The 16,746-nt window shown below is 66.4% G+C and carries 19 protein-coding genes; 2 read left to right on the forward strand and 17 right to left on the reverse strand.

Features of this window, described 5'->3' with window-relative positions; genetic code table 11:
* Nucleotides 1-68 precede the first annotated feature (68 nt).
* Together ACFC0O_RS41670 and ACFC0O_RS41675 are read right to left on the reverse strand one after the other, a co-directional pair.
* Nucleotides 69-794 carry a GntR family transcriptional regulator gene (locus tag ACFC0O_RS41670; RefSeq protein WP_364643091.1) on the reverse strand — a complete coding sequence of 242 codons (726 nt, stop codon included), beginning with the start codon at nucleotides 792-794 and terminating at the stop codon, nucleotides 69-71.
* Between the two features lie 126 nt (nucleotides 795-920).
* On the reverse strand, nucleotides 921-1,439 hold the full coding sequence (locus tag ACFC0O_RS41675; RefSeq protein WP_375967855.1) for a hypothetical protein: 519 nt from the start codon (nucleotides 1,437-1,439) through the stop codon (nucleotides 921-923).
* Between the two features lie 173 nt (nucleotides 1,440-1,612).
* Here ACFC0O_RS41675 and ilvA point away from each other — a divergent pair, with 173 nt between their 5' ends.
* Nucleotides 1,613-2,836 carry a threonine ammonia-lyase gene (gene ilvA / locus ACFC0O_RS41680; RefSeq protein ID WP_364643094.1) on the forward strand — a complete coding sequence of 408 codons (1,224 nt, stop codon included), beginning with the start codon at nucleotides 1,613-1,615 and terminating at the stop codon, nucleotides 2,834-2,836.
* Nucleotides 2,837-2,899: 63 nt separating this feature from the next.
* Here ilvA and ACFC0O_RS41685 read toward each other — a convergent pair whose 3' ends face one another.
* Nucleotides 2,900-3,223: a DMT family transporter gene (locus tag ACFC0O_RS41685; protein ID WP_375967857.1), complete on the reverse strand. Its 324-nt coding sequence runs from the start codon at nucleotides 3,221-3,223 to the stop codon at nucleotides 2,900-2,902.
* A gap of 272 nt (nucleotides 3,224-3,495) precedes the next feature.
* On the opposite strand from ACFC0O_RS41685, the gene ACFC0O_RS41690 reads away from it, so the two are divergent.
* Nucleotides 3,496-3,678 carry a hypothetical protein gene (locus ACFC0O_RS41690; protein ID WP_375967859.1) on the forward strand — a complete coding sequence of 61 codons (183 nt, stop codon included), beginning with the start codon at nucleotides 3,496-3,498 and terminating at the stop codon, nucleotides 3,676-3,678.
* A gap of 78 nt (nucleotides 3,679-3,756) precedes the next feature.
* Here ACFC0O_RS41690 and argH read toward each other — a convergent pair whose 3' ends face one another.
* The 14 genes from argH to argC form a co-directional block, all read right to left on the reverse strand.
* Nucleotides 3,757-5,178 (reverse strand): argininosuccinate lyase, encoded by a 1,422-nt coding sequence (argH, locus tag ACFC0O_RS41695; RefSeq protein ID WP_375967861.1) that lies wholly within the window; start codon nucleotides 5,176-5,178, stop codon nucleotides 3,757-3,759.
* Entirely contained in the window at nucleotides 5,175-6,092 is a 918-nt protein-coding gene (locus ACFC0O_RS41700) for an SAM-dependent methyltransferase (protein ID WP_375967863.1), read from the reverse strand. The genes argH and ACFC0O_RS41700 overlap by 4 nt, the downstream gene beginning before the upstream one ends.
* Nucleotides 6,093-6,157: 65 nt before the next feature.
* Nucleotides 6,158-7,360, reverse strand: coding sequence for an argininosuccinate synthase (locus tag ACFC0O_RS41705; RefSeq protein ID WP_375967865.1), 1,203 nt, complete (start codon nucleotides 7,358-7,360; stop codon nucleotides 6,158-6,160).
* Nucleotides 7,361-7,785: 425 nt separating this feature from the next.
* Entirely contained in the window at nucleotides 7,786-8,196 is a 411-nt protein-coding gene (locus ACFC0O_RS41710; protein ID WP_375967867.1) for a HEAT repeat domain-containing protein, read from the reverse strand.
* Nucleotides 8,193-9,497, reverse strand: a complete 1,305-nt coding sequence (locus tag ACFC0O_RS41715; protein WP_375967869.1) for a polymorphic toxin type 24 domain-containing protein — start codon at nucleotides 9,495-9,497, stop codon at nucleotides 8,193-8,195. The genes ACFC0O_RS41710 and ACFC0O_RS41715 overlap by 4 nt, the downstream gene beginning before the upstream one ends.
* Before the next feature lie 21 nt (nucleotides 9,498-9,518).
* Nucleotides 9,519-9,821, reverse strand: a complete 303-nt coding sequence (locus ACFC0O_RS41720; RefSeq protein WP_375967871.1) for a WXG100 family type VII secretion target — start codon at nucleotides 9,819-9,821, stop codon at nucleotides 9,519-9,521.
* On the reverse strand, nucleotides 9,818-10,141 hold the full coding sequence (locus ACFC0O_RS41725; protein WP_375967873.1) for a WXG100 family type VII secretion target: 324 nt from the start codon (nucleotides 10,139-10,141) through the stop codon (nucleotides 9,818-9,820). The genes ACFC0O_RS41720 and ACFC0O_RS41725 overlap by 4 nt, the downstream gene beginning before the upstream one ends.
* A gap of 201 nt (nucleotides 10,142-10,342) precedes the next feature.
* The gene (locus tag ACFC0O_RS41730; RefSeq protein ID WP_375967875.1) at nucleotides 10,343-10,741 is read right to left on the reverse strand and encodes a HEAT repeat domain-containing protein; all 399 of its coding nucleotides are present in this window, start codon (nucleotides 10,739-10,741) and stop codon (nucleotides 10,343-10,345) included.
* Between the two features lie 112 nt (nucleotides 10,742-10,853).
* Nucleotides 10,854-11,384, reverse strand: coding sequence for an arginine repressor (locus ACFC0O_RS41735; RefSeq protein ID WP_364643122.1), 531 nt, complete (start codon nucleotides 11,382-11,384; stop codon nucleotides 10,854-10,856).
* Nucleotides 11,381-12,322 carry an ornithine carbamoyltransferase gene (gene argF / locus ACFC0O_RS41740; protein ID WP_375967877.1) on the reverse strand — a complete coding sequence of 314 codons (942 nt, stop codon included), beginning with the start codon at nucleotides 12,320-12,322 and terminating at the stop codon, nucleotides 11,381-11,383. Before argF ends, ACFC0O_RS41735 begins: the two co-directional genes overlap by 4 nt.
* Entirely contained in the window at nucleotides 12,319-13,518 is a 1,200-nt protein-coding gene (locus ACFC0O_RS41745; protein WP_375967879.1) for an acetylornithine transaminase, read from the reverse strand. The genes argF and ACFC0O_RS41745 overlap by 4 nt, the downstream gene beginning before the upstream one ends.
* Nucleotides 13,515-14,432, reverse strand: coding sequence for an acetylglutamate kinase (gene argB, locus ACFC0O_RS41750; protein WP_375967881.1), 918 nt, complete (start codon nucleotides 14,430-14,432; stop codon nucleotides 13,515-13,517). The genes ACFC0O_RS41745 and argB overlap by 4 nt, the downstream gene beginning before the upstream one ends.
* Nucleotides 14,429-15,640, reverse strand: a complete 1,212-nt coding sequence (gene argJ, locus ACFC0O_RS41755; protein ID WP_375967883.1) for a bifunctional glutamate N-acetyltransferase/amino-acid acetyltransferase ArgJ — start codon at nucleotides 15,638-15,640, stop codon at nucleotides 14,429-14,431. Before argJ ends, argB begins: the two co-directional genes overlap by 4 nt.
* The gene (gene argC, locus ACFC0O_RS41760; protein WP_375967885.1) at nucleotides 15,637-16,695 is read right to left on the reverse strand and encodes an N-acetyl-gamma-glutamyl-phosphate reductase; all 1,059 of its coding nucleotides are present in this window, start codon (nucleotides 16,693-16,695) and stop codon (nucleotides 15,637-15,639) included. Before argC ends, argJ begins: the two co-directional genes overlap by 4 nt.
* Nucleotides 16,696-16,746 lie beyond the last annotated feature (51 nt).

A 16,746-nucleotide genomic window follows, 5' to 3' on the forward strand; every position in this document is an offset into this window, starting at 1 on the left:
CCGAAGAGCAATGGTCGGACCAAAATAGGAAGCGGCTATTGCCCTTCCGTTGCACCTCTATTGCCCGCTCATTGCGGGATCGATATATCTTCCGGATGCACCAGCAGGCCGATATCGGTTGGCAGCGTGGCGATCACCTGCTCCAACCGGTGGTGATGCCGGCGGGCGATGGCGAGCAGCCGATCCACATCGCGATCCAGGAACGCGTCCAGCATGAGGTTGTGATCACCGTGCAGGCGTTCGCGATCCGCCTGTGCCACATGGACCATGGGCTGAATCGGCTCGGTGACATTCCAGGCCGCCTCCAGCATGTGCACGAGCCGGAACATGCGCGAGGGACGGGTCAGGGCGAGATGGAAGGTGCGGGAGTGCCGGTTGTAGGCGGTCGAATCGTCGTCATGGATGGCTCGCTCGAGTAGTTCGTTCGCGGCGATCAGGGCGGCGCGATCGTCCGCGCTCGCGTTCACGACCGCGAGGGCCAGCGCGGCCTCCTCCAAAGTCTGTCGCACCACGTACATTTCGCGGAGTTCATCGGCGGTGAGCTGGGCGACGGTGTATCCGGCGTGCTGGGCGTGCGTGACCAGGCCCTCGCCTATCAGGGTCTTGAGCGCCTCGCGGACCGGAATGTGGCTGACGCCGAACAGTTCCGCGATCTCGCGCAGCGGGATCACTGTGCCCGGCGGGGCCGCGCCATCGAGGATGACCCGGCGCAATTCACCGAGAATGATCTGCGGGCGACCCGGTTGATCGACCACCAGAGTGGCAAGCAGGGCGGAGCGTCGGCGTTGGGACATAGCGCCACGCTATGTTTCCCATGTTGGCTCCAGCGGTCGCCCGTGTCACAACCACGAAAATCTAGTACGCCTCTCGAAACTCCCCGGGGTCCGGTCCCCGAGCCCCGGGGACGTGCCCCGGAGCGGTCAGATCATGCTGGCGGACAGGCGTCCCGGACCGGTTTTCACGCCCGTGCCCATGCAGCCCATGACCATGTCCGGGGTCATCATCTCGTATTCGGCGACCACTTTGACGCGGCTGCCCAGGCCGAGGCCGTCCACCACTTCCATCGGGCCGACGGTGGGCTGGGACATGCCGACCGGCCACGGTGCCCACAGGGTGCTGACTTCGCCGTTGTCCCAGGTGATCTTGACCGTGAGCGGGCCGTCCGCCGGATGCATGCAGTCGGACCATGCGATGTGCACGCCGGTGAAGGTGCCACTGGAGATATTGCCCGGACCGCTGCAACCCCAGAGGCGGCCGACCGAGGTGAAGGTGAGCAGGGTCGGCTGCATGGTGATCGCGCCGTCGACCGCGGTCCAGCGGAAGTCGCCGCCGGAACAGCTGGCGATCGCATCGGCCGCGGCCACGGGAGTGCCCGTGGGGATCGCGCCCAGGGCGGCGGCAATGGCCGCGACCGCCAGGGCCTTCACTGTTTTCGGCACAGCTTTCCTCTCTCCCGATGCTCGGCATTTGTCTTCCCATGCCCTCGATCGGGCATCAGTGCAGGTCAGCGCCTATCGGAGAGAAGATAACTCGGCTACCGTCCAGCTACCCGGATTGCCGATTCGCCCCGGGTCCGATCGCGTGGCGGACAGTTCGGCTATTACCTGGCAGCATGACCGCCATGGACCTGATCGCACGGATCGACGCGGCGGCCACCCTGCTGGCCCCGGTGATCCGCCGGACTCCGGTGGTGGCTTCGCGGGTACTGGCCGAACGCACCGGGCACGACATATGGCTCAAATGCGAGAACCTGCAGCGCACCGGATCATTCAAACCGCGCGGGGCGTACAACCGGATCGCCAATCTGCCCGAGGCCGAACGGCGGCGCGGGGTGGTGGCGGCCAGCGCCGGTAATCACGCACAGGGCGTGGCGTGGGCGGCGACCTCGCTCGGTATCGAATCGACGGTCTTCATGCCTGTCGGGGCGGCGCTGCCGAAGCTGGTGGCCACCAAGGCATATGGCGCGACGGTGCATCAGGTCGGCGAGACCATCGAGGGATCACTGTCGGCCGCAAGGGAATTCGCCGAACAGACCGGGGCCACCCTGGTGCATCCGTTCGACCACCCCGATATCGTGGCCGGACAGGGCACGGTGGCGCTGGAGATTCTGGAGCAGCTACCCGATGTCGGCACGGTGATCGTGCCGACCGGTGGTGGCGGCCTGCTCGCCGGAATCGCCGGGGCGCTGGCGCAATTGGCCCCGCACGTGCGGGTGATCGGCGTGCAGGCGCAGGGTGCGGCGGCCTGGCCCGGATCGCTCGAGGCCGGTAAGCCGCTCCGGCTGGAGCAGATGGCGACCATGGCCGACGGTATCGCGGTCGGACTCCCGGGTGAGGTGCCGTTCGGGCATATCGTCGAATGCGCTCCGGCCATCATCACGGTGGATGAGGACGCGCTGTCCAAGGCGCTGCTGCTGTGTATGGAACGCGCGAAACTGATCGTCGAACCGGCGGGGGCGGCCGCCGTGGCCGCGCTGATGGCTTGCGCGCCCGAGGAACTCGATCTGCGCGGACCAGTGTGCGCCGTGCTGTCCGGCGGCAATATCGATCCGCTGCTGCTGACCCGGGTCATCGGGCACGGTCTGAGCGCGGCGGGTCGCTATCTGGCCGCCCGCGTCACCATTTCCGATCGTCCCGGCAGCCTGAGCCGTCTGCTGGCCGAACTCGGGAAGACCGGTGCGAGCGTGCTCGACGTGGTCCACTACCGCACCGGCGCGTGGCTCGCCATCGATGAGGTCGAGGTGCTGCTCACCCTCGAAACCCGAGGGCCCACTCATCGCGATGAGGTGCTGGATGCTCTCGCGGATGTCGGTTATCAACTGCGCGTGGAGGATTGAGCGAAGCCCGAATGCGGCGGGCGCGTCGACGATGGTTGGCGCGCCCCGAGCGTCAGGCGAATCTCAGTGCGCCCCACCGAGTTCCAGCGCCAGCACACCCGCGATCACCAGTGCGATCCCGCCCACCTGCACCAGCGTCAGCTTCTCGTCGAGGAACAGCGCGCCGATGACCGAGACCGCCACCACGCCGACCGCCGACCAGATCCCGTACGCCACGCCGATCGCCATCCCGCGCTTGAGCGCCTGCGACAGGAAGTAGAACGCCGCACCGTATCCGATCACCACGATGATCGACGGCACCAGCTTGCTGAACCCGTCGGAGATCTTCAGCGAGACGGTCGCGGTCACTTCACAGGCGATGGCCAATCCCAGTAGCAGCAAGGTCATGGCCGGAGCGTAACCGGCGACCGCCCGAGACCCGGACCACACACCCGCGAAAAAAAGGGATGCACGATCCGCGCGGGTGTGGTTAACCTGATTCCCATGTGGATGCCACTCAACTTCTGAGCGCCTCGCGCCGCACACCCGTGAGCTCTTCGCCTCCGTGTGCCCTCGCGCGACCGTTTCGGCCCTGAGCCGACTCCCCCGCCGCCCCGCGGCATTTCCGTACTGACCGGCCACTTCCGGTGAGTCGGTCACGCATCCCCTCAGGAGGACATATGCCTGCCCATCCTTCGAATTCCGAATCGCATTCGCACGACGTCACCCCCGCCGACCACCCGCTCTCGCGTCGCGAACGGCGCGGCAAGGCCGCCAAACAGCAGCCGATCGGCGGCCGGGTACAGAACGCCGGACGCGCCGCGGTCCCAGCCTCCAAACACATGAATTACCGTCGCGGATAAGGGAATCCGCGTCGATCCGCGCTGCGGGTTTGGCCCGTGGCCGCCGTATTCCACGGCGGCTACGGGTTTTTCGGCAGGTCAGCCGAGCCAGGTGCGCTGTTCGGCAGCGGTGGAGCGGACCTCTTCGAGCTGCTTGGCGACCTGGACGCCCGCGGTGCCGCCGCGGGAATTGCGCGACGCGATGGAGCCCGCGACAGTCAGGACTTCGCGGACCTGCGGGGTCAGGGCCGGATCGACGGCGGCGAATTCGGCGTCGGTGAGTTCGTCGAGGCCGACGCCGCGGGCTTCGGCGGCGCGGACGCAGCCACCGGCCGCCTCATGCGCGACGCGGAATGGAACACCCTGGCGGACAAGCCATTCGGCGATATCGGTGGCGAGGGTGAAGCCCGCCGGGGCCAGTTCGGCCATGCGGTCGGTGTGGAAGGTCAGGGTGGAGACCAGGCCCGCGATGGCGGGGAGCAGCAGCTCCAACTGGGCCACCGAATCGAAGACCGGTTCCTTGTCCTCCTGCAGATCGCGGTTGTACGCCAGCGGCTGCGCCTTGAGTGTGGCGAGCAGGCCGGTGAGGTTGCCGATGAGGCGTCCGGCCTTGCCGCGGGTGAGCTCGGAGACGTCCGGGTTCTTCTTCTGCGGCATGATCGAGGAGCCGGTGGACCAGGCGTCGGCCAGGGTGATGTAGCCGAATTCCGGTGTGCTCCAGATGATTACCTCCTCCGCCATACGGGAGAGGTCGACGGCGGTCATGGCCAGCACGAACGCGGCCTCGGCGGCGAAATCGCGGGAGGAGGTGGCGTCGATCGAATTGGCCGCGGCCGCATCGAAATCCAGGTCGGCGGCAATCGCCTCGGGGTCCAGGCCGAGCGAGGAACCGGCGAGTGCGCCCGAACCGTACGGGGAGATGGCGGCGCGCTTGTCGAAATCGCGCAGGCGGTCGATATCGCGCAGCAGCGGATGCGCGTGCGCGAGCAGATGATGCGCGAGCAGCACCGGCTGGGCGGCCTGCAAATGCGTCTTACCCGGCATGACGGCGTCCGGATGTGCGGCGGCCTGCGCGACGAGGGCGTCGACCACATCGAGCACACCGGCGGCGACGCGGCGCACGCCATCGCGCAGCCACATGCGGAACAGGGTGGCCACCTGGTCATTTCGCGAGCGACCGGCGCGCAGGCGGCCGCCGAGTTCGGTGCCGACGCGTTCGATCAGACCGCGTTCGAGCGCACCGTGCACATCCTCATCGGAGTCGGCGGGACCGTACGCGCCCGAGGCGACATCGGCCCCGAGCTGATCGAGTCCGGCCAGCATGGCGGTCAGATCCTCGGCCGAGAGCAGTCCGGCCTTGTGCAGCACGCGGGCGTGCGCCTTGGACGCGCGAATGTCGTACGGCGCGAGCACCCAGTCGAAGTGGGTCGACTTGCTCAGCGCGGCCATCGCCGCGGCCGGGCCGGACGCGAAACGTCCGCCCCACAGCGCGCCCTCGTTCGTGCTGCCGCCCTCGGTCATAGCGTGTCGTCTCCTCGCGGTCGTATCGCGGTCATCAGAATGTGGTTGCCCATATCGGGCAGTGCCGCCTCGGGAACAGTACGGCCGTGTGCTTCCAGCAGGGCGACCGGATCGCCCTCGCGCACCAGCCAGCTGTGCATGGCGAACCAGGTGCGCGGGTCGGTGCGGCCTTCCCACGGATACCAGAGTTGTTCCAGGTCGACGCGCAGCCCGGCCTGCGCCAGCGCTTCGGCGCGGCGCTTGCGGAACTCGTCGGAGACCGCGCGTTCGCCGGTGCCGATATTCAGCGCCATCCGGCTGCCGGGGGCGCTGAGCTCGGCGACATTGGCCAGCAGCCGGTCCTGGGCCTCACCGGGGAGGTAGCGGAGCAAGCCCTCGGCGAGCCAGGCGGTCGGCTGCGTCGGATCGAAACCCTTGTCGCGCAGGGCTTTCGGCCAGTCCTGCCGGAGGTCGACGGGCACCTCGCGGCGGTCGACCTCGATCGGATCGTCGGCGAGCGCGTTCGCCTTGAACTCCAGCACTTTCGGCAGATCCAGTTCGAAAACCACACTGCCGGAAGGCCATTGCATGCGGTAGGCGCGGGCGTCCAGACCTGAAGCCAGGATCACGAACTGGCGGACGCCCACCTCCATCGCATCGGCGAAGTACCGATCGAAGTACAGCGTGCGGGCGATCAGGAAGTAGCCCATCACCCCGCGAATGAACGCCCCGCCCGTTTCGCGCAGGTCCTGGTCCTGACCGCGCAGCATCCGGGTCCAGCTGTCGGAGCCGACCGCGCCGACGAGTTTGCCCGCGTACGGGTCCTGGAAAACCGCGTCCTCGCGGCCGGTTTCGTAGGCCCGCATGGCCGCGACGCCGATGGCGGTGGCGCCCACACTCTCCGTGATGTCCCAGCTGTCGTCATCGGTTCGCATGAGCGCCTCCTGTTGCCGGTCGGGTCCCGGTCCGCAGGCTACTACTTCTCGCTGAGAGTCCCGCTCTACTTCTTGCTCAGGTCCCGGCGTGCGGCGACCTTGGAGGACAGGCCGTGGATCTGCACGAAACCCTTGGCCAGCGACTGGTCGAAGGTGTCGCCCGCATCGTAGGTGGCCAGGTTGAAGTCGTACAGCGACTCATCCGAGCGACGGCCGTTGACCACGACGCTGCCGCCGTGCAGGACCATCCGGACATCACCCGAGACGTGCTGCTGGGTGTCCAGCACGAACGCGTCGAGCGCGCGCTTGAGCGGGGAGAACCACAGGCCGTCGTACACCAGCTCGCCCCAGCGCTGCTCGACCTGCCGCTTGTAGCGGCCCAGTTCGCGCTCGATGGTGACCGCTTCCATTTCCTGGTGCGCGGTGATGAGGGCGATCGCGCCCGGGGCCTCGTAGATCTCACGGCTCTTGATGCCGACGAGCCGGTCCTCGACCATATCGAGGCGGCCGACGCCCTGGCGCCCCGCGCGCTGGTTCAGTTCGGTGATGGCCTCGAGCATGCTGACCGAGCGGCCGTCGATGGCGACCGGGACACCCTTGTCGAAGGTGACGATGAGCTCGTCGGGAGCCTCGAAGTTGACGGTCGGGTCGACGGTGTAGTCGTACACGTCCTTGGTCGGGGCGTTCCAGAGATCCTCGAGGAAGCCGGTTTCCACCGCGCGGCCCCACAGGTTCTGGTCGATGGAGAACGGCGACTTCTTGCTCACGTTGATCGGGAGCTTGTTCTCGGCCGCGAACTCGATGGCCTTCTCACGGGTCCAGGCGTAGTCGCGGACCGGGGCGATGACCTTCAGATCGGGCGCGAGCGCGCCGATGCCGACCTCGAAGCGGACCTGATCGTTGCCCTTACCTGTGCAACCGTGCGAAACCGTATCCGCGCCATGGTATTCGGCGGCCTCGACCAGGTGCTTGACGATCAGCGGCCGGGAGATCGCGGAGACCAGCGGGTAGCGGCCCATGTACAGCGCGTTGGACTGGATGGTCGGCAGGCAGTACTCGTTGGCGAACTCGTCACGCGCGTCCACCACGATGGACTCGACCGCACCGCAGTCGAGCGCGCGCTGGCGCACATCGTTCATGTCCTCGCCGCCCTGCCCCAGGTCGATCGCCACCGCGACCACCTCGGCCCCGGTCTCCTTGGCGATCCAGCTGATCGCGACCGATGTGTCCAGCCCGCCGGAGTAGGCGAGTACGACGCGCTTGGTCATAGTCCGTGTGCTCCTCGATTAGTACGTGTAGGTCGGTTCCCCCGGCGTCCTACAAATGATTATGCACGATGATGCAATCCCATTCATAACCGGGGGTAGGCCAACAGATATCCCCTGCTCAGCCCCAGTGCCGTCGCCAGCAGAGCGGCACTACCTACTCGGGGTCATCCCACCGACTGAACATCAGCCTCTTCAAGTTCCGCAACCCGATCACCGCCATCGGGGAAAGATCTTCCGGCGCAATCGAATTCGCGATATCGATAACCGGAAACCCGCCCCCGAAGTCGAGATTCTGCAGCATATAGGCGATGTAATCGGCGTCCGTACCGAACGAGCACCTCGGCCGCATCCACCTCCGCGGTGACGTTCGCGTCGTCCATCATCTCCCCGAGACGCGCCCGCGCCTCCGGCTGTTCGATGAACGCTCAAAGACCGATCAATTTCTTCAGATCTTGCAGACCTTGAACTGCCTCCGGGGACATCTGACTCGGGTCGATGGCGGCTGCCGCGTCCAATACCGCAAACTCGCCCGACTCCTCCAGCTCGGACAACCTGTAACCGATGTAGTCGACATCGGAGTCATCGCGCCGACCGAGCTCGCTGAGCACAGCCAGCAGACCTCGCCATCCGCCGAATCGAGTCAGCGCGTCAGCTGCGGCCACCTGCACCCCGACGTCGCCCGCATCGTGCAGCATCGCTTCGAGCCGCGCCCGCGCCTGCGGCGAGTCGACCGCAGCCACCAGTCCATCGATCGCCCTGACTCGATCCGCCCACTCCGGAGACTCCGAAAGTCGCAGATCCGCAGCCAGTTTCGAATCCGCGGTGTTATCACTCATGGAATCTCCTCGGGAAGTGCCGGACGAATGCTTCGATTGTCGGTACGCGCGAACCTCTCACCGGTGCCCGGTTTTGTATCGACCCTGATGTCGACTACGTGGGGTGTCTGCACGCCATTGTGTGGCGCGCCCGTCAGATCCACACGCTTCACACCGAACCCATCCGCATCGTATTGGGTGTAGTTCGTGACATTGCCCTGCGAATCGCGTTTGACGAAGTATCCGTTGGGCGGCCCATCCTTCGTCGGAAGGAGTCTGCCCTGCCACGTCGGCGCATTGTCCAGTTGCTCACGCAAGGTCAACCTGGGCACTGGAGGATGTACCGCGCGCTGCACATTCGATTGCTCAACCTCGAGAGCCTTCGCCTCGTCGATGGTCTTGCGAGACCTGCCCAGGTCGCGGAGGGCGAATCTGGCTCGGGCGGCGGCTATTCCGGTGCGCCAGGTGGTGACGGATTCGGTGATGCGGAGGGCGTAGCGGGTTACGGTGGCGGCGGTTGCGGCGGTCATGGTGACGGCGGTTATGCCGAAGGTGAACCAGGCGGAGGCTATGGCGATGGTTAGTTCGCCTGCTACTGCCCAGGAGAGTTCGACCAGGATGCGGTGGAGGATTTCGCCGCGGAGGTGGTCCAGGTCGGATTTGCAGGTGGTGCACATTTGGGCGAGTTCGGCGCAGGCCGCGAGGATGTCGTCCATTGCCGATTGGAGGTCGAGGAGGCGGCGGGTGAATTCGGTGGCGTCTTCGACGTCGTTTCGGGACATTACCGAAGCCGCGTTTTTCAGGACCGAGGTCAGTTCGGCGTGGCCGGCATGCAGGCGGGTCCAAGCATCGGCGGCCGTTTGGAGTTTGTCGGTGTTGCCGTCGGGGATGTCTATGCCGACTTTGTCGGCCAGGCGGATCAGGGAGTCGGCGGCTTCGCGGAGACCATCGCTCGGGCCACCGGCCGAGGGCGTGCTGCCGTAGTAGAGACAGGCGGGGATCGGGCCCGCGGGTTTGGCGGCGGGCGGGACCGTGGAATCGAGGATGCTGTCGTAGTCGGCGAGGTAGTGGTTGTATCCAGCCTGGACGATTACGTTGCCGAGCTTCTGCAATCCTTCGCCCAGGTCCGAGACCATGGTGAGAACCTCGGCCGCGCGAAGGTCATACTTCTGGCCCCATGCCGCACCCGTTTCATCGACACCGGCCATCGCACCACAGTCGGCCATCGCCCGCGTTTCGGCGAGAAACGCGGTCTGCAACGCGTCATTGAGCCCGAAACATGCTCTGCCGACCGCGTAATACGTCCCGAAGTCAACGTTCACCAAGTCATCCCCCGAACCCGCTCACAGCCCGAGCATCTTCAGATTCGCGGCAACCGCGCCCCGATAATTGCGATGCGCGGCCGCCGCAGCGGACTCCAGCACATCCAGTCCCCCACGGACTTCCTGTGCGCCACTTAACCATTCACGATGCGCGAGTTCGTAAGCCGCAGCAGCCTCACTGGACCACGCCCCCGACAGCTCCCCCGCCTTCTCATCAAGCGTCTTCAAATAATCGGCAACAAACCCCTTGAACGCCCGAATCCGAGCGGTCACCTCATCAAGATGAGCCAGATCAACCGAATACCCCGCACCCGGACCACTCACGGCAACTCCAGGGAATTCACAGCCGCCCCGAATTCAGCATCCGCCTCACGATAAGTCTCCGCGCTGACCCCAAGTTTCCCGGCAAGCTCGAACAACGCATCCCACACCTCGACCGCCCCCCGATGCATCTCACCCCACCCCGCCCCATACGAAGTGGCCGCCGCCCCCTTCCACGTATTCATCAACTCCCCGACCTCCCGATCGAGAGCCCCCGACCCCGCCCGCAACTCCTCAGCCATCCGGTACGCCACCCGCCCGAACGCCCGAACATCCTCCGGAACCACACTCAACCGCCCCGATTCCCCACCGAACCCACTCACCGCACCCTCCCTTCAGCGCAGCATCCTATGGCATCCGATCAGCTACCCCACCCCCTCACCGAACTTCGCACCCCAACACACCGTCAAAGGCATGAAGCACAGCCATTTCAACTCGTGAGACGTACCGAATCGGCCTCGGGAAGCACCTCGGGCCGCTTATCGGTAACCCACGTGAACTCAATTGCGGACAGATAGCCGCTGTCATCCACCGATCAGGACCAGCAGATCCCGCAAAGCGATCCCCGCTTCCGCGGAAAGCTCGGCACGATCAACCGCCGATACGAGGTCCAGCACGCGCACATCCCCCGACTGCTGCAATTCGGCGATCCGGTACGCCAGGTAATCGCATTGCGGATCATCGCTCCTGCGCCCGAGCTCGGTCAGAACCGTGACCAACCCGGCTGCACCACCGTGTCGGACCAACGCTTCGGCAGCCTCCACCTGCACGGCGATATCACCGGCATCCCCGAGCATCTCCGCCAGTTTTGACCGGGCAGCTGGAACTTCGATGATTGCGGCAAGCTCGTGAGCAGCGGCGATTCGGACTACCCAATCTGGGGAGATCGAATGCGCAAGCGCTGTCGCGAGTTCGGCCCTCATATGGGCGTCAGCGTTCGTGGATATTCACCGTCCAGAATCAGGAACTTCTGCATAATCGCCCACATCGGCCTGGGAAATCGACCCAATCGGAGTGAAGACCGCAGCTCACCGGTCAGGCGAGTTGTTCTATTTTGGCGGCTAGTTCGGCGCCGGTGAGGGGTTCTCGGGCTATGACGGCGATGGTGTCGTCGCCGGCGATGGTGCCTACGATTTCGGGGAGGGCGGCTCGGTCGAGGGCGCTGGCTAGGAAGTGGGCGGCGCCGGGTGGGGTGCGCAGGACCGCGATGTTGCCGCTGGCGTCGGTGGATACCAGTAAGTCGCCGAGCAACTTCGAGAGGCGTTCGGTGCCGCCGGTTACGCCCCGGACGGGGCTGCCGTCTTCTGGGACCACGTAGACGCCGGCGCCGCCGTCGGCGGCGCGCAACTTCACTGCGCCGAGTTCATCCAGGTCGCGGGAGAGGGTGGCCTGGGTGGTGTCTATGCCTTCACCGGAGAGGAGGGCGGCCAATTCGGATTGGCTGCGGACCTCGTGCTGGGAGAGGATGGCCACGATTCGGGCTTGGCGGCCGGCTCGGGTGCGGGCTATGGCCGCACCCGACTTGCCGGAAACCGTTGCGGGAGAGCGGCGGTCGCCGCTTGTCACGCGTCACCTCGGTCATGTTGGCGCAGCAGCCAGACCAGGAGGGCCTTCTGGGCGTGTAGACGATTTTCGGCCTCGTCCCAGACCGCGCTGTGCGGGCCGTCGATGACCTCGTCGGTGATCTCCTCACCGCGATGCGCCGGGAGGCAGTGCAGCACAGTCACATCCGAGGCCGCGCGGGCGAGCAGGTCGGCGTTGACCTGGAAGGGGCGGAAGGGGGCTACGCGGTCGCGGCCGTCGCCCTCCTGGCCCATGGACATCCAGGTGTCGGTGACCAGGGCGTCGGCGCCTTCGGCGGCCGCCAGCGGATCATTGGTGAGGGTGATCGAGGCACCGGTTTCGGCGGCGCGCTTCTGTGCGAGATCCACGATCCACGGGAGCGGCTCGAAACCCACCGGGGCGGCGATGGTTACGTTCAGGCCCGCCGTCACGCCGCCGAGCAGCAGCGAATGCGACATATTGTTCGCACCGTCACCGAGGTAGGCGAGATTGCGGCCCGCAAGGTCACCCTTGCGCTCACGAAGCGTCTGCAGATCGGCCAGGACCTGGCAGGGGTGGAATTCATTGGAGAGCGCGTTCACCACGGGAACGGTTGCGGCACCGGTCATTTCGTCCAGCCGCTCCTGACCGAAGGTACGCCAGACGATGGCGTCCACATAGCGGGACAGCACGCGACCGGTATCGGCGAGCGTCTCCTCGCGACCCAACTGGGTGTCGCGTCCGTCGACCACGACGGCATGCCCGCCGAGCTGGGCGATACCCATCTCGAACGAGAACCGCGTACGCGTGGAGTTCTTCTCGAACATGACCGCGACACCGCGCGGCCCCTCGAGCGGCCGCAGCAGTAGCGGCGCGCGCTTCAGATCCGTTGCGATGGTGAGGATTTCGGCCTGTTCGGCGGGACTGACATCGTCATCGCGCAGGAAGTGTCGAATGGTCACTTGCTGTTCTCCTTCGCCTTCGCCTGCGCGGCATCGAGAATGCCGGGAAGGTCGGACAGGAAGTTATCGGCCTGGGTTTCGGTGAGGATCAGCGGCGGCGCCAGCCGAATCACATTGGGCTTGGCGGGATTCAGCAGATACCCGGATTCCCGCGCGGCCTCGTCGACCTGCGCGGAGACATCCTCGGTGAGCTGGATGCCGATGAGCAGTCCGGCACCGCGCACATGATCGACCAGCGGATGCCCGAGCGCGTCGATCCCATCGACCAGCACCTTGCCGATCTTCTCCACGTGCGAGAGCAGATCCTCCTCGTCGATGGTGCGCAGCACCGCCAAAGCCGCTGCGGCACAGACGGGATTACCGCCGAACGTGGTCCCGTGCAGCCCCGGCTGCAACAGCTCGGCCGCCGGACCCTGCGCCAGCACCGCACCGATGGGCAGTCCGCCGCCGAGCCCCTTGGCCAGGGTGATCACATCGGGCACGATCCCCGCCGCCTGATGCGCGTAGAACGCCCCGGTGCGCCCGATCCCGGTCTGCACCTCATCCAGAATCAGCAGTGCGCCATGCTCTTTGGTGATGGCCCGCGCCTGCGCGAGGTAATCCGATGGCGGCACCACGACACCGCTCTCCCCCATGATGGGTTCGAGAAACACCGCGGCCGTATCGGAATCGACCGCGGCGGCCAATGCCGCCGCATCCCCGTACGGCACGTGCACGACGCCCGCGGGCATCGGCTCGAACGGCGTGCGCTTGGCCGCCTGTCCGGTCAACGCCAGTGCGCCCATGGTCCGCCCGTGGAATGCCTCTTCCGCCGCGACGATCTTGGTCTTCCCGGTCAGCCGCGCCATCTTGAACGCGGCCTCATTGGCCTCGGTGCCGGAATTGCAGAAGAACGCCCGCCCGTGCCCGTCCCCGAAATGCGCGAGCAGCCGCTCGGCGAGTTCGATGGCCGGTTCGCTGGCATACAGATTCGATACGTGCCCGAGCGTGCCCAGCTGCTGGGTGACCGCCGACAGGATCGCCGGATGCGCGTGCCCGAGGCTGTTGACCGCGATACCGCCGAGGAAGTCGAGGTAGCGCTTACCGTCGGCGTCGTAGACGACCGCGCCCGCGCCGCGCACCAGCGCCACCTTGGGGGTGCCGTAGTTGTTCATCAGCGCGGAATTCCACCGCGTCTGAATATCGGCTGTGCTCATGACTTCACTCCGTTCGAACTCACGCCGTCGGCGGGGGTCACCATGGTGCCGATGCCCTCCCCGGTGAACAGCTCCAGCAGCACCGAATGCGGTACCCGGCCGTCGATTACGTGCGCGGTGGGCACCCCGCCCTCGACGGCGCGCAGGCAGGCTTCCATTTTCGGGACCATGCCCGCATCCAGGCTCGACAGCAATTTACCCAGCGCGTCGGTATCGATGCGCGAGGTCAGCGAGGACCGATCGGGCCAATTCGTGTACAGCCCTTCGACATCGGTGAGGATGACGAGCTTCTCCGCGCCGATGCCCTGCGCCAGCGCGGCCGCGGCGGTATCGGCATTGATGTTGTGCACCACGCCGAACGCGTCCGGCGCGATGGTGGACACCACCGGAATCCGCCCGGCCGCAATGAGATCCAGCACCGCGTCCGGATTCACTTCGGTGACATCGCCGACCAGGCCGATATCGGTGGGTTCACCGTCCACGGTCACGGTGCGCCGGGTGGCGGTGAACAGTCCCGCGTCCTCACCGGAGATGCCGACCGCGTACGGTCCGTGCGCGTTGATCAGTCCGACCAGCTCCCGGCCGACCTGACCGAAGAGCACCATGCGCACCACATCCATCACCTCGGGCGTGGTGACCCGGAATCCGCCCCGGAATTCCCCTTGCAGCCCAAGCTTTTTCAGCATCGCGCTGATCTGCGGCCCACCGCCGTGCACCACCACCGGATGCACGCCGACGGTGCGCAGGAGCGCCATATCCGAGGCGAATGCCCGCTTGAGCTCATCGTCGATCATGGCGTTGCCGCCGTATTTGACGACGACGACCTTGTCGCGGAACTTCTGCAGCCACGGCAGCGCATCGGCGAGCACATGCGCCTTGTCGAGCGCCGAAAGCTGTTCCCGCGCCGAGGTCATGAGCTGTACGCCGAATTCTCTTCGACATAGCCGTGCGAGAGATCGGTGGTGCGAATGGTGGCCTCGCCCGCGCCCAAACCCAGGTCGACCAGCACCTGAATATCCGGCCCGGACAGATCGACCTCGCGCGCACCGGGCGCGCCCATACCGTTCACGCACACCGGATGCCCATTGAAGGACACCGTAATCTTGTCCTGCTCCAGCTCGATCGGCGCGATGCCGATGCTCGCGAGCACGCGCCCCCAGTTCGGGTCCGAACCGAAGAACGCGGTCTTGACCAGGCTGTCCCGCGCCAGCGCCCGCGCGCCGATGAGCGCCTCGTCCTCGCTGACCGCGCCGCGCACGGTGATGTGCACCCGCTTGGTGACGCCCTCGGCATCGGCCATGAGCTGTTCGGCCAGATCATCGCAGACCGCGAATACGGCGGCGTCGAGCTCGTCCTGGCTCGGCGTCACACCGCTGGCGCCATTGGCGAGCAGCAGCACCGTGTCATTGGTGGAGCAGGAGCCGTCCACGTCCAGGCGATCGAAGGTGAGCCCGGTGGCCTTGCGCAGCGCGGAGTCCAGCTGTTCGGGCGTGGCCACCGCATCGGTGGTGAGCACGATCAGCATGGTGGCCAGCGATGGCGCGAGCATGCCCGCGCCCTTGCCCATCCCGCCGACGTTCCACTTGTCCTTGTGGTGGAACGCAACCTCTTTCGGCACGGTATCGGTGGTCATGATGGCCCGCGCGGCCTCGGCCCCGCCGGAGAGTCCGCCGCCCATCTCGTGCACGATCTCGGTGACGGCGGGCAGCAGTTTGTCCATGGGCAGCCGGTCGCCGATGAGACCCGTTGAGCAGACCGCGATCTCGCCCGCACCGGTCTCGGTGCCCCAGTTGCTCAGCGCCTTCGCCAGCTCTTCGGCGGTGGTGTGGGTGTCCTGGAATCCGCCCGGACCCGTACACGCGTTCGCCCCACCGGAATTCAGGATCACCGCGCGCAATCGCCCGGTCTTGAGGACCTGCTGCGACCACAGCACCGGTGCGGCCTTCACCTTGTTGCGGGTGAACACACCGGCCGCCGCGTACTCCGGCCCCTCACTGAAAACCAGTGCCAGATCCGGCTTCCCGCTGACCTTGATGCCCGCGGTGATACCGGCCGCGCGGAACCCAAGCGGTGCGGTCACGCCCTGGGTCCGGACCAGCTTGCCGTCGATGGATGAAGTCACGGTGCCACTCCTACGGTGGAAAGTCCTGCGGTCTCGTCGATTCCGAGAGCCAGATTCATGGATTGCACGGCGGCGCCCGCCGTGCCCTTGGCGAGATTGTCGATGGCCCCGATCACGACCAGCATTCCGGCGGCCTCGTCCACGGCGACCTGGAGGGTGACGGCATTGGAGCCCAGCACCGAACCGGTCTGCGGCAGTACACCTTCGGGCAGCAGATGCACGAAGGGCTCATCGGCATAGGCTTTTTCATAGACCGCGCGCGCCGCCGCGGCGTCCACGCGGGTCGGGGCGGTGCAGGTGGCGAGAATGCCGCGCGGCAGCGGGGCCAGCACGGGGGTGAAGGACACCGCGACGTCGACACCGCCGACGGCCTTCAGATTCTGCGCGATCTCGGGGGTGTGCCGGTGCGCGCCCGCGATGCTGTACGCGCGCAGCGAGCCCATCACCTCCGAACCCAGCAGGCTCACATCGAGTTTGCGGCCCGCGCCCGAAGTACCGCTCACCGCAACCACATTCACCTGCGGTTCGATGATTCCGGCGGCGATGGCCGGGGCGAGCGCGAGGCTGGACACCGTCGGATAGCAGCCGGGCACCGCGATCCGGGTCGCCCCGCGCAGTTGATCCCGCTGTCCCGGCAGTTCCGGCAGGCCATACGGCCAGCTGCCCGCATAGGGGGTGCCGTAGTACTTCTCCCAGGCCGCACCGTCGGTGAGCCGGAAATCGGCCCCGCAGTCGATGATGATCGTGGATTCGGGCAGCGCCTTGGCCAGCGCCGCGGACTGTCCGTGCGGCAGGCCCAGGAACACGACATCGTGTCCGGCCAATTCCTCCACGGTGGTCGGGCCGAGCACCCGATCGGCGAGGGGCAGCAGATGCGGCTGGAGTTCACCCAGCGGGCTGCCCGCATTGGATCCGGCGGTCAGCGCCCCGATCTCGAGGCGCCCGCTTCGATAGGCTGGATGCCCCAGCAGCAGACGCAGGACTTCGCCGCCCGCGTACCCACTCGCACCAGCGACCGCGACCCGTACCGAGGGCCCACCAGAGGTATCCGCCATGTGATGATTATGCACGACTGTGCAAGCTCATTCACAACGGGGTCCGGCGGG

This window comes from Nocardia sp. NPDC056100, assembly GCF_042266325.1.
Classification (GTDB): Bacteria; Actinomycetota; Actinomycetes; order Mycobacteriales; family Mycobacteriaceae; genus Nocardia.

Excerpts from the sequence above, each read along its gene's own strand:
- argH (WP_375967861.1), bottom strand. The coding sequence starts at position 5,178 with ATGACCGAGGGCGGCAGCACGAACGAGGGCGCGCTGTGGGGCGGACGT.
- ACFC0O_RS41745 (WP_375967879.1), bottom strand. The coding sequence starts at position 13,518 with ATGAGCACAGCCGATATTCAGACGCGGTGGAATTCCGCGCTGATGAAC.
- ACFC0O_RS41730 (WP_375967875.1), bottom strand. The coding sequence starts at position 10,741 with ATGAGGGCCGAACTCGCGACAGCGCTTGCGCATTCGATCTCCCCAGAT.
- ACFC0O_RS41670 (WP_364643091.1), bottom strand. The coding sequence starts at position 794 with ATGTCCCAACGCCGACGCTCCGCCCTGCTTGCCACTCTGGTGGTCGAT.
- ACFC0O_RS41685 (WP_375967857.1), bottom strand. The coding sequence starts at position 3,223 with ATGACCTTGCTGCTACTGGGATTGGCCATCGCCTGTGAAGTGACCGCG.
- argB (WP_375967881.1), bottom strand. The coding sequence starts at position 14,432 with ATGACCTCGGCGCGGGAACAGCTTTCGGCGCTCGACAAGGCGCATGTG.
- ACFC0O_RS41710 (WP_375967867.1), bottom strand. The coding sequence starts at position 8,196 with ATGAGTGATAACACCGCGGATTCGAAACTGGCTGCGGATCTGCGACTT.
- ACFC0O_RS41705 (WP_375967865.1), bottom strand. The coding sequence starts at position 7,360 with ATGACCAAGCGCGTCGTACTCGCCTACTCCGGCGGGCTGGACACATCG.
- argC (WP_375967885.1), bottom strand. The coding sequence starts at position 16,695 with ATGGCGGATACCTCTGGTGGGCCCTCGGTACGGGTCGCGGTCGCTGGT.
- ilvA (WP_364643094.1), top strand. The coding sequence starts at position 1,613 with ATGACCGCCATGGACCTGATCGCACGGATCGACGCGGCGGCCACCCTG.
- ACFC0O_RS41700 (WP_375967863.1), bottom strand. The coding sequence starts at position 6,092 with ATGCGAACCGATGACGACAGCTGGGACATCACGGAGAGTGTGGGCGCC.
- ACFC0O_RS41690 (WP_375967859.1), top strand. The coding sequence starts at position 3,496 with ATGCCTGCCCATCCTTCGAATTCCGAATCGCATTCGCACGACGTCACC.